This is a genomic window from Neobacillus niacini, assembly GCF_023715415.1.
Taxonomy (GTDB): Bacteria; Bacillota; Bacilli; order Bacillales; family Cytobacillaceae; genus Neobacillus; species Neobacillus niacini_C.
This window is the reverse complement of sequence record NZ_JAMBOB010000014.1, coordinates 1-12,070: the sequence shown is the minus strand read 5'-3', so window position 1 is coordinate 12,070 and position 12,070 is coordinate 1. Positions and strand designations below refer to the sequence as shown.

Below are 12,070 nucleotides of genomic sequence, written 5' to 3'. Positions count from 1 at the left end.
TCGTGATTATGAATCAATTGGAGGAATAGTGTATGAAGGCAATTGTTATCAGCGAATTTGGGGGACCTGAAGTATTAAGAATGGTTAACATGGATATCCCTTCTATCGGCCCAAACCAAGTGTTAGTCCGTGTGGAAGCAACAAGTGTCAATTTTGCTGATATTCAAACAAGACATGGTAACTATCATGCAGCAGGGAAACCTCCGATTATTCCTGGATTAGATGCTGCAGGAATCATTGAGGCTGTAGGATCCGATGTACAAAGCTTTAAAGTGGGACAACGAGTGATTGCTTTTCCAAAAAACGGATCATATGCGGAATATATCGTAGCAGATGAAAATCTTACCTTTACCATCCCAACTAACGTTGATTTTCGGACAGCAGCAGCAAGTCCAGTCGTTGCTTTTACGGCATATAAACTTCTTGCCGATGTAGGCAGGGTGCAGCCGGGTGAAAGTGTTCTGATTCATGCTGCGGCTGGAGGTATTGGAACGACGGCGATCCAGCTGGCAAAACTTTTAGGTGCGGGCTGTGTCATTGGAACCGTAGGACGTGAAAGCAAGGTTGCGACTGCGTTAGAAGCGGGAGCGGATCATGTCATTTGCTACGAGAAGGATGACTTTGCCCCTAAAGTAAATGAACTAACCAACGGACAAGGAGCCGATGTCATTTTAGACTCCATTGCTGGTAAAGTGACAGAAAAAAGCCTGGATTGTTTAGCGATGTACGGGCGTTTGGTCAACTTTGGGAATGCGAGCGGAGATTTCGGTCAATTTATTACGAAAGATTTACATGCCAGCTGTCGGGCTGTTCTCGGATTTAGTTTAGGTACGACGAGAAATAACCGTCCAGAACTATTACGTGAACCAGCTGAACGCGTAATGAGTTTTTTAGCGGAAGGTCGTTTGGACATGAAGGTAGGAAAGAGTTTTAAAATGGAAGAGGCAGCAGAAGCACATCGTTTGGTTGAGAGCAGACAAAGCACAGGAAAAGTCCTGCTGGAAATGAACAACTGATGTGAGTCGGTACTTCTGGACATCGTTGTGGAAATTTAGGCAAAATGATCAAGTTGTTCTATTGAATGGATGCTTTGCTTCTATCAAGGAGTAAAGCATTTTTTCCTATTCAAGTATTTCTAGAAAAAAACAGGGTTCCTCATTTAGTAGGTCAAATATATATCTTATTCAAAGTATTGGAGGAGAAATGGATGAAAACACGAGTAACAGAGATTTTCGGAATTGACTATCCAATTGTACAGGGTGGACTTGCTTACCTCGCCTATGCCGAACTGGCAGCTGCCGTCTCTAATGCAGGAGGACTCGGACAAATTACTGCCGCAACGCTAGGTACCCCTGAAAAACTTCGGAATGAAATTCGTAAAGTACGTAGCCTTACCAATAAGCCATTCGGTGTAAACTTTGCCATTGCACGGCATGACGGTCAATATCAAGAACTGCTTGAAGTTGCTATCGAGGAAAAGGTGCCAGTCATTTCGATAACAGGGGCGAATCCACAGCCTATTTTTGAACGAATTAAAGGAGAAAACATTAAAACACTTGTACTTGTATCAGGCGTTAGACAGGCACAAAAGGCTGAAGAACTTGGTGCAGATGCGGTAATGGCGGTGGGACAGGAAGGGGGAGGACATTTAGGACGCGAAGATATTGGGACAATGGTGCTTATTCCCCTGGTCGTAGATTCTGTATCGATTCCCGTATTAGCCAGTGGGGGGATTGGCGATGGACGAGGTTTATTGGCAGCTTTTTCACTTGGGGCGGAAGGAATTGAAATGGGGACTCGCTTTATCGCAACAAAGGAGTGTGTTCATGCAAACGAGAGATATAAACAGGCAATCCTTACTGCAAAAGAGACGGATACAGTGGTTATCAAGAGAACAATCGGTTCGCCAGGACGCGTATTGAAATCTGGATATACATTAGACATTCTCGAACGTGAAAAGGTAGGAGCTACCTATGAAGACCTGAAAGATGTGATTAGCGGTAAAGCGAATTGCAGGTATATCTATGATGGTGAAGAATTGGATGGTTTCGGATGGGCCGGGCAGGTAGTGGGTCTTATAAAAACGATTCCTACGGTTCAGGAATTGTTTGATGAGATGATTTTAACGGCAGAAAAAGGACTGAGCCGCTTAGGTACTCTTTTTGGAGAGCGGTCACTTAAATAATTCCTACTATACAAGGGGAGAAAATTATGGATGTTGAGAAATATATTGGAGCCAGTGCGGGTCTGCGAAAATTGGAATACAATTGGAGAGATATTGCCCTTTATGCTCTTGCCGTAGGAGCTCGTAAAGAAGATCTAAACTACTATTATGAAAAAAACATGAAGGTAATCCCAACCTACGGAGCGATCCCATATTGGAATGCAGTTAATACTACTCCTCAAAGACCAACTCCATATCCTGCATCCCTTATTGTCAAGGAAGCATTACAAAGGGAATTAGGCGTATCGCCAGGCTTTCTTCACATGGAGCATGAATTAATCATGCATAGACCCATTGATCCAATTAAAGGTTCTCTTGTTTTTGAAGATACGATAACCAATATTTATGATCGTGGGAAGGATAAAGGCATTATTGTTAAAACGCAATTGCCGGTTTTCGATGAAGCTGGGAATTTGATTTGCACGAACCATTCAAGCACTGTCATTTTTGCTAAGGGAGGCTTTGGTGGAGAAAAACCTCCTAAGAGTAATGTTGTCATTCCTGATCGTGAACCAGATTATGTTATTTCTGATTCTATCAGCGAGATTCAGAACGTTCTTTATCGTCTGACAGGGGATACCAATCATATACATGTAAATCCAGAACTAGCAAAAGAAGCAGGATTTAAGGCTCCTTTTATGCAGGGATTATGTTCGCTTGGATTTGCATGCAGAATGGGTATCGAAGCCATCATTCCAAATGAGCCAGAAAGAATGACGCGAATCTCCACTCAAATGAGAAGTATTTGCTATCCAGGCACAAACGTTCAATTTGTCGGCTGGAAAGTAGATAACGGAGTATACTTTAAGTTGGTAAACTCTGATACTGGTAAAGCCATACTTGATAAGGGGATATTTGAGTATAGATAAAGTCCAGAGTCCATGGGAACGGTTCTCCTGGACATATTTTTTGTTTATTCTGACTTAGGTAGCATTTCACTACCATTTAACCATTAATCAAGTGAAAGTGACCCGGAGAACCGTCTCCACGGTTCCCGGTTTCCTTTAAAGTGTTTTTATCTTTTTAGCAATAAGGTCCGTTGCCTTTTTCGGATTTAAACGATATAAAAAGTCCATTATTTTTGAATCATTTCCGGCTAATACTCGGTATTTTTTATTTTCCATACCGTGAATAATGATGGCAGCTGCTTTCTTTGGGCTAAGCATCTTATAGGAATGGCTTTCCACTCCTGTTATTTCGATTCCAGCATTTTGAACGATGTTCGTATCGACTCCTCCAGGAAAGACAACGGTCACGCCTACACGGGTATCTCTAAGCTCTAAATGAAGACCTTCTGTTAACATTTTGACAGCTGCTTTAGATGCTGTATAAATCGATTGACGTGGTACAGGAAGAAATCCGCCCATGCTTGAAACATTCGTAATGTGGGCTTCTGGTCGATTTAAAAGGTGTGGTAAGAACGATTTGCACATATAGAGCGTACCGTAAAAGTTGACATCCATGACCCGTTGAATTTGTTCATAATCAAGATCATTCACGCTATGGAACGGTTGAATAATTCCTGCATTATTAATTACTCCATCTATGCATCCATGAACGGCGATGATTTCTTCTGGAAGCTTTTCCACTTCCTCTCTGTTAGCTAAATTAGCAATGTGTGTTGAAATCTTGTCACCATAGATGGTTGCGAAAGACTTTGTCTCCTCCAGCCCGGATTTGTGGAGGATGGCCGCGACTTTAGCTCCTTTTTCTAATAGCTGGCAAACGAGTTCTCTCCCAATCCCACCGCCAGCACCAGTTACGACAATGACTTTATTGAATACTTTCACACTATTCCCCCATATTTTTAGTTCAAAAAAATATAATACTAGGTAATAGGAATGAAAGTATCATCATTACCACTCCTAGTATTGTCAGCAGGCCATTCTTTTTCCATATCCCCAAATGTATAACTGCTAATCCTAAGAGAAACCCAATAAATATAATTGTGCCGCTTGCTCTTAAAATGAGGTATCCACCGAGTAATGCAAACACCAAAAAACTAGTGATAATCAGCAATTTTAAGCACCCTTTCGGATAAAAACCTGTTTCACTTTTTATCATTATATATGATTCGAATGATAAAGGTATGAAAATGTTGAAATACTCTGTTTATTCGTAATATGCTAAATAAGAGGGGGCATAAAGATGAAGCAGTTTTATATAAAGCAGAAGGTATTTAGTCTTAGTGGCAAATTTACAGTAAAGGATCAGCAGGAGAAGGATGTCTATTATGTGGAAGGCAGTTTTATGCAGATTCCCAAGACTTTCTCCATTATGAATACAGCAAGAGATGAAGTAGCGCACATTACGAAAAAGGCGTTCAGCTTCTTACCAAAGTTTTTCGTTGAGGTGAAGGGTCGGGAGGTCGTAACGATTAAGAAGGAGTTTTCCTTAAAAGCACGCTATACGATTGATGGTGCAGGCATTGAAGTACATGGAAATTGGTGGGATATGGATTTTCAGGTAGTACAGCATGGTAAAGTCGTGGGCCAAGTGAGCAAGGAGTGGTTCACTTGGGGAGATAGCTACAAGGTAGAAATACTGGAGGAAGAGATGGAGACCATTATGATTGCACTCGTAGTTGCCATTGATTGTGTGAAGGCTGACGGAGCGGGTTCTTCATAAGGAGCGGCGACTTACCGTATAATAAAAAAGTATACGACATATTGGTGTCAGATCTATGATAAATAAGGGTTCATAAACTCTATAAAATAGTAGAAGCTTAATTTTGATCTATTACAGAACGAACCATGTAAAATACAATGCCTGACTAGTAAATTAGTCAGGTATTTCTTGTAGTCCTAAGTAATAATATACATATTTTACATTTGGAGCTAAAATAGCATAAATAAAGCTGTTTTTTAAAATCTCCAATAATAGGATTTTGCTTTTTTTGTGATAAATAGTATCCTTAGGAAAAATTCATAGGGAAGGGACATTAAATGAAGGAACATTGGCAGGCAGATACTCCAAATTTACAGATAAATCGAAATGGGCCTACTATTGAATATATTGAAGATGTCCATAGGCAGAGGGAAAAATTTCTCTATGGAATTCAAACTTGTGATCGGGATTTGATAGCAGAATTTGATAAGGGTGCGTTTCAGAAATTTGATCTATTAAACATTCTTAATAGAGTTCCAAATAATAAGGTTCGATCCTATAAAAACATATTATTATCACATAATACCCTTTATAGCTATGCAGCTGGAAAGGGAGGGTTAAGTGCCTGGCAATGCCACTTTTTATCTGAAAAATATGCCATTATGATTGAGCATACTGAAACCCTTTCTGAACTAGATATGATTCACTCAAATATGTTAACAGAGTATTCCGACCCAGCCATCCGAAAATCAAAAAGAGGGAACGTAACCATTGTAGAAAGTGCAGAAAACTATATTGAAATGAACTTTGCTGAAGATATCTCAATGGAGGAAATGGCAGGAAAGTTACATGTTCATCCGTCCCATTTAATGCGTGCGTTTAAAAAGAAAAAAGGCATAACCATTAGTCATTTTCGGAATCTGAGAAGACTAAAAGAAGCAAAACAACTAATCCTTTTCACCAATCTTTCCATGACTGAAATTGCCATCATGGTTGGGTTTAGCAACCCCCAGTATTTTTCTAAACTTTTCAAAGAGGTCGAAGGGGCAACTCCTGTTGAGTTTAAAAAGAATAGCAAGAAGTGACCAAATAGACGCATGATATTTCATGCGTCTATTCCTATTTTTGGGCAACATTTCATGCAATTATAATACAAAAACAATGCAATTGTAGAACAAAAGTGGTTTTATTCTTCGTTGTATACTTTGAAAGTACTAAATAAAGGGCTTACAAAAAAGGTATTACTTTTACTTTGATTTACAGGCTTGCACTTATTAAAAAATGTAAACGATTTAGGGAGGGAAATTAATGAAAAAGTTTGGAGTAAAAGATCAAGTTGGTTATATGCTAGGAGATGTTGGGGGAAGTTTTGTTAACTTGTACATTGGTTCTTTCTTTATTGTCTTTTGTACCTATGTATTAGGTGTAAGCCCTTACTTTATGGGGACGATGTTTTTAGTTGGTAAAGTATTCGATGCCATTATCACTGGTATTATGGGAACCATTACGGACCGTTACAGAATAGGAAAGAGCGGAGATAAGTTCCTGCCTTGGATTAGCTTTTCGAAATGGATACTAGCAGCAGCATGTTTAATCGCTTTTGCTGATATCTCAAGCTGGGGATCTGCCGCGACTCATATTTGGGTAGTATCTGCTTATCTATTCTTCTGTGTTGCGTATACGGCTGATGCGATTCCATATGGTTCATTAGCTTCTGTTATCACCAATGATCCTGTGGAACGTACAAAATTATCACGTGCCCGCTCAATCGGCGGTATGATTGTTGGCGTTGGGTTCTTATCTTTTGTTCCAACGTTCATCTATGATAAAGCTGGAAATATTGTTCCAGAAGCATTCTTCTATATCGCGATTGTATTCAGTATTTTATCCTTATTATCCTATACAGGGCTTGTAAAATTAACAACTGAACGGATTCGTGACGAAAAGCTTGCTGGAGCTAAGCCGGATTACGATTTTAAGGATGCATTTAAAGAAGCATTTTCCAACAGACCTTTAATCGGTATGATGGTGGCAACTCTCGGCTCTACCTTAATTATTTCTGGTGCAACTACTTTAGCTGCTTATGTATTTGCTGAGTATTATAATATGCCGAGTGCATTTGCGATCAACTCTTTCATTAGTATGGGAATTATCCTTGTGTTATTCGTTTTCATTCCAAAACTCGTTGCAAAGTTCAATAAACGCAACTTGATACTTGGTACTTCAGCATTCAGTTTAGTTGCATCCGCTTTAATGACACTTGTTACGTTTGATAATGTATATGTATTTGCGGCATTATACAATTTCGCTACAATCGGTTCATCCGTGTTCGTTATCCTTGTTTGGGCATTGGTTACAGACTGTATTGATTATACAGAATACAAAACTGGAAAGAAAATCGAAGGAACACTTTACTCGCTCTACTCTTTCGCTCGTAAAGTGGGAATGGGATTAGGGGCAGCGGTTGGTAGTTACTCTTTAGGTTGGGTTGGATTCGTATCTGGTGCAAAATCACAATCACAAGAAGTGGCTGAAGGTATTTTAAAAATGTACACAGGTTTGCCAGTTGTCGCATTTATTCTGATACTAATCGGTGTAGGTTTAATCTTTAACCTAAATTCAAAGAGCACAAATGAAATGTATGCAGTATTAAAAGAAAGAAGAGCATCGTAATAAGGAAAGTTCATTATGGTAAATCCTTATTAAATAGAATAATAGGAGAGGTTCATATGCGTACTAGATTTCTTTCAAAACTGACAAACGGGGAAGTCGAAGATTATTTAGATCGTAATGATATTATCTTTGTTCCAGTTGGAGTAACGGAAACTCATGGAGCTTTGCCACTGGATGCTGAAACTGTTTTAGCAGAAGCCATTGCGTTAAAGATGGCAGAAGAATCAGATGGGCTTGTTTTGCACAACTTACCTTATTTCTTTCCAGGCGGAACGATTGTTGGTCGTGGAACAGTTCAAATGAGCATTAAGGATGGTATGGCTTATTTAGATAAAATAGCAAAGTCATTACTTAATCAAGGCTTTAGACGACAAATATATATCACCAGTCATGGTCCAGCACATATGACAGTAAGTGGTATGGTTCGTGATTTCTTTGATGAAACAAAAGTGCCTATCTTGTATATGGATGTATTAAAAGCAGCAGAGGCGGCCAATTTCAATCTGATGGATACGTTCCACGACATCAGCATTGGTGCATATAAAGTATTAGGCAGATTAGAAGATGTTCCATTGAATGTACCTGAATCTCATTCTGTTACGTATGATGTGCAGCATATGTTAGCAGGAATGGGTAAGAATCCTGGAAATGTATTAGGAAAATACGCTTATCAATCCGGTGCAGTAGGTTCTTACTTTAATGAACCATCTGATCATATGGCTACCCCGCCTTTGAAAACACCTGAAGATAGAGAGGTATTTGCTGATAGGGGTGTTCAGGCAATTAATGAACTTGTAAAGGCTTTAGAGATGGCGGCAATTGTTGAAACACTTCGTCAACTTGATGATTATACGAAGGATACCATTCTTCCTAAATACGGGGCACACTTGCCAGGCGGCATAGTATAGAAAATAAATAACAAGAGGTGCGACTCTTATATGAGTCGCACCTCTTGTCAATTTTATAGGAAATTATATGCTGCTTTAATGCTGTAAAACCTCTTGTTTCCTTTAATATTCTCCTTTAATGACAAAAAACGAGCCCCTTATGGTTCCAGCTAGTTTAGATTTCTGCCTAGCAAACTTAAACTTTCCTTCTAATTCCTTCGGTACCTCCATACCCTCAGAAAGCTTAAACCCAACGGCCCGCTTCGGCTTAGGGCCATCAATCGTGTAAAGGACGTTGACCTCAAGACCATCCTCATAAAAGACGTAGGCCCAATTGATATTTTCCACTTGGAAATGCGATGTTTCTAAAGGCCTGGCACCAAACTCAATATCACGTTCTTTTTTCAAAATATGGTTTACATAATCAAGGGTTTCCTGACTATCGTTTGCTGGTACAACTGTAAATTCATGCTTATATTTGTTCATAAAGTAACGAGCTTCATTCGCCCGTAAACCAGCAAGTGCATCTGCAACAGGGGAAGACTCCAAACCAACTGTCGAAACATTTTTAAAATCTACGTTATAGGACATTCGCTACTCTCCTTAATGCCACTATTTCCGAACAACCGGAATCCACATTTCACCAAAAACTTTACCGTTGCGCTGCCCCATCTCAACCGATGCATTTGGCCCGCCAACATAGGCAACATCACTCGCTTCTGGCAAGGCTTGGCCAAAGGCGATACCCGTTAGCAAATTACTCAACTCTTCAGAACTTCCTGCTTCCCCTTTCACAACGAGGTATTCCCCTTTAGGAAATTGAATCACTCGGGTTGCATCTGGCAATGTTTTTTCTGTCATGACGCCGGCGTAATGCATCATCTTGTTGTTCACCGCTTCGTTCACAAGGAAAATGTAGTCGTTTGTTGCAACAGCTTTTAAAGTATCGAGCGTTCCATCTTGGTTCACGGCATTCCAAAAGTCTGACTTTTCCTTCATAATGCCAGCATAGTCTGTGTAGTCGCTCTTAAGCTCCGTTCCAAAACCTAAAACGGTAAAGCTGTCTTTTTCTTCTAATGTATAATCTGCCATCTTCAAAACCTTCCTTTTTTAAAAAATTAATTTGTCTTTTCACTTCCTGAGTTTATAATAACCTTAAATCATGTCAAAAAGTGATACTGTTTAGGAGATGCGTAGCTGAATGAAAAAAGTTGAACGGATTAATACCATCATGCGCTATATCAATAACCGGTCCCATTTTACTATTTCTGAAATCATGCAGGAATTTACTATCTCTCGTTCGACCGCTATTCGAGATATTAGAGAAATTGAAGCCATGGGGATGCCGCTTGTTGCTGAAGTTGGAAGGGATGGCGGTTATTTTGTCATGCACAATTCTGTCCTGCCTGATGTCCGTTTTACCGATAACGAGGTTAAGGCACTTTTTATCGCCTTTATGGCGACAAGAAACCAACAGCTCCCTTATCTAAAGAGCCGCCAATCTTTAGCTGAAAAATTACTAGGACTCATCTCGGAAAACCAGCAAGATGACCTTGTTCTATTAAATCAAATCTTACTATTTGAAGGGACCAACCCGAATAATCCGGACCTGCTTGATTTGTCAGACCTTCCCCATCACATGTTAGAAAAGCTCATCCAACTCCTACTTGTGGATCGGAATTTAGTCATTACCAGTAAAGAAGAGTCGTATCACATTTATCTCTTGCACCTTTATCGAGAAAAAAGCCTGTGGCTGATTGAAGGCTTTGACACAAAGGAAGAAAAGAAGCAGATTTTTCACGTCGACAACCTTACCAATGTCCAACCCAGCCCAACGAACAAAAGGTGGAGTAAGAAAAAGATTTTAGAAAAATTACGTAAGCAGGAAGGAGAAACCAACCTATCCCTTGAACTTGGCCCGAAGGCAATTGCCCAGTTTAAAAAATACCACCCTTTAAAAGTATCCATTTCCTATACGAATCCCTACCAAGCCACAGCCATTCTAAAGACCTTTATCAATGTAAAAAATCCCGAAGAATTGACCGAAATAACAAATTGGCTGCTTTTCCTCGGTGAAGATATCAAGATTAAGGAAATGCCAATAGAAGTTAACGAAGGTTTACAGAAGAGATTAGGATTATTCTGCCCATAAGCAGTATTAGGTACACTATATTTGTTACGGGGAACCGTATCACAAGTGATGGTAAAGCAGAAACTAGAAAAAGTTGTGGATAAGTCAATAATAAATAATTTACAAAGTAATAGATAAAATATAGGAATCATAAAAAAAGAGTTCTATTTTAATGGAGAAACATTAGAAAAAGCAGACCAAATTATTTATTTGGTCTGCTAATTTTTTTGATGCAAAAGTGTTATTAATATTTGTTGGTATACCAAATAGATATATCATTTAATTAATTACCTTTTGGCTTAACTCACTCTCGTAATCCTTCAGATATTTAAGTAAATAAAAATTCGTAATATAGACAATTAAATATATTGGGATAGAGTAATAAAGTGTCCACCCCTTATAAATATAAATATTTAGTTTAGTTGCAATAAATTCGCAACCTAAATTTATTAGAGTGATGAGTAGCAGATAAATAAATTTTTTAAAATGAGACTTATGGTAAAACCATTTATCATAAATGTAAATAATGATATAAGTGAATGGTCCATATACAAAAATATATATAATCAAATCGAAGAATTCAAATTTTGGTGTATCCATTACATCATAGAGATCAAGAGGTGGACCTGCGAGTAAATGGTCAACTACAATAGCAACAGCAATTTTATGTAGGTACAATATAATACTTGTTGTATAAGTAAGTCGATTAGGAAGAAGTTTCACTGCAATTAGAGTAAGAATGATTCCATTTACAATAATAAATATTTCGTTCGTGTCAAATCTAATTGGAAGTGGCATTATTCACGCTACTCCTTGCTAGTTTATTAAGTGCATACGACATCAAAAGAGACAAAGTGACAATAATTCCTCCTATATAACCACAATTAAGTAGTGTCCAATCCTTGAGCTTTACAATATGGAACTGTTCATTTAATTTGATAAAAAAATAAAACATAAAAACCCATCCGATTGAATAGAAAATCTTTTTGAAAAGTCGTTGAGATATTCTTTGAAATAAGAACAGTGTTAATGGTAAAAAAATATTTCTATTGATAAATAAGTGGTAGATATTAATTGGTTTTTCTTTTAAAGTAATCATTTTATAATTTAGTGCGAAAACGTCAAAAGTTAGAGTAAAAATAAAAAGGATAAAAAAAAAGTTTCCTAAGGTTTGAACTGGATCTTTTTTACACTCCCGTAACCATAACATAATTAAGATAATACAAATAATTATTTTTATCATAAGAAAAATCATCTATTTCACCTAGCTTATTATTTACTATATAGGTATTGTTCCGTAAAAATGGTTAATACATACACTAATTATTCAACACTAAAGATGAAGTTAGTTGAAAAGAATATGACAAAAAAAGAACTTATTCAGATCTCCCATTATTGCCATCATATACTTGAAAACCGTGGGGACGGTTCTTATAGGGGACAATCGGAAGTTTTGCGCGTAAAAAGGCACAACTAGTGATAATTGCTAGTTGTGCCTTTGCTTTTTTATCGTTGAAAAACCAAATGCGCAAAATTTTTGATTGCCCG

General features: G+C 38.2%; 12 protein-coding genes. 8 read left to right on the top strand and 4 right to left on the bottom strand.

All coding sequences use genetic code 11. The features are described from left to right. Positions 1-32 precede the first annotated feature (32 nt). The 3 genes from M3189_RS23525 (at position 33) to M3189_RS23515 (ending at position 3,093) form a co-directional block, all read left to right on the top strand. Positions 33-1,016 (top strand): quinone oxidoreductase family protein, encoded by a 984-nt coding sequence (locus M3189_RS23525; protein WP_251638655.1) that lies wholly within the window; start codon positions 33-35, stop codon positions 1,014-1,016. A gap of 191 nt (positions 1,017-1,207) precedes the next feature. Continuing rightward, entirely contained in the window at positions 1,208-2,185 is a 978-nt protein-coding gene (locus M3189_RS23520; RefSeq protein ID WP_251638652.1) for an NAD(P)H-dependent flavin oxidoreductase, read from the top strand. Between the two features lie 26 nt (positions 2,186-2,211). Continuing rightward, the gene (locus tag M3189_RS23515) at positions 2,212-3,093 is read left to right on the top strand and encodes a MaoC/PaaZ C-terminal domain-containing protein (protein ID WP_251638650.1); all 882 of its coding nucleotides are present in this window, start codon (positions 2,212-2,214) and stop codon (positions 3,091-3,093) included. A 135-nt stretch (positions 3,094-3,228) separates the two neighbouring features. Here M3189_RS23515 and M3189_RS23510 read toward each other — a convergent pair whose 3' ends face one another. Continuing rightward, positions 3,229-4,014, bottom strand: coding sequence for an SDR family NAD(P)-dependent oxidoreductase (locus M3189_RS23510; protein WP_251638648.1), 786 nt, complete (start codon positions 4,012-4,014; stop codon positions 3,229-3,231). Between the two features lie 358 nt (positions 4,015-4,372). Between M3189_RS23510 and M3189_RS23505 the strand changes: the two genes are divergently transcribed. The 4 genes from M3189_RS23505 to M3189_RS23490 all read left to right on the top strand — a co-directional run bounded on the left by M3189_RS23505 (position 4,373) and on the right by M3189_RS23490 (position 8,412). After that, positions 4,373-4,852, top strand: coding sequence for an LURP-one-related/scramblase family protein (locus M3189_RS23505; protein ID WP_251638646.1), 480 nt, complete (start codon positions 4,373-4,375; stop codon positions 4,850-4,852). 317 nt (positions 4,853-5,169) lie between these two features. Further along, entirely contained in the window at positions 5,170-5,916 is a 747-nt protein-coding gene (locus M3189_RS23500) for an AraC family transcriptional regulator (RefSeq protein ID WP_251638644.1), read from the top strand. Positions 5,917-6,139: 223 nt separating this feature from the next. After that, positions 6,140-7,504 (top strand): MFS transporter, encoded by a 1,365-nt coding sequence (locus M3189_RS23495; RefSeq protein ID WP_251638642.1) that lies wholly within the window; start codon positions 6,140-6,142, stop codon positions 7,502-7,504. A gap of 56 nt (positions 7,505-7,560) precedes the next feature. Continuing rightward, positions 7,561-8,412: a creatininase family protein gene (locus M3189_RS23490; RefSeq protein ID WP_251638640.1), complete on the top strand. Its 852-nt coding sequence runs from the start codon at positions 7,561-7,563 to the stop codon at positions 8,410-8,412. A gap of 102 nt (positions 8,413-8,514) precedes the next feature. On the opposite strand, the gene M3189_RS23485 is transcribed toward M3189_RS23490, so the two are convergent. Together M3189_RS23485 and M3189_RS23480 are read right to left on the bottom strand one after the other, a co-directional pair. Next, positions 8,515-8,982, bottom strand: a complete 468-nt coding sequence (locus M3189_RS23485) for a phage tail protein (protein ID WP_251638638.1) — start codon at positions 8,980-8,982, stop codon at positions 8,515-8,517. 21 nt (positions 8,983-9,003) lie between these two features. Then, positions 9,004-9,483 (bottom strand): GyrI-like domain-containing protein, encoded by a 480-nt coding sequence (locus M3189_RS23480; protein ID WP_251638636.1) that lies wholly within the window; start codon positions 9,481-9,483, stop codon positions 9,004-9,006. Between the two features lie 109 nt (positions 9,484-9,592). Between M3189_RS23480 and M3189_RS23475 the strand changes: the two genes are divergently transcribed. Then, complete coding sequence (locus M3189_RS23475; protein WP_251638634.1) at positions 9,593-10,543, top strand: helix-turn-helix transcriptional regulator; 951 nt, start codon at positions 9,593-9,595, stop codon at positions 10,541-10,543. Positions 10,544-10,801: 258 nt separating this feature from the next. Here M3189_RS23475 and M3189_RS23470 read toward each other — a convergent pair whose 3' ends face one another. After that, positions 10,802-11,320, bottom strand: a complete 519-nt coding sequence (locus M3189_RS23470) for a hypothetical protein (protein WP_251638632.1) — start codon at positions 11,318-11,320, stop codon at positions 10,802-10,804. Positions 11,321-12,070 lie beyond the last annotated feature (750 nt).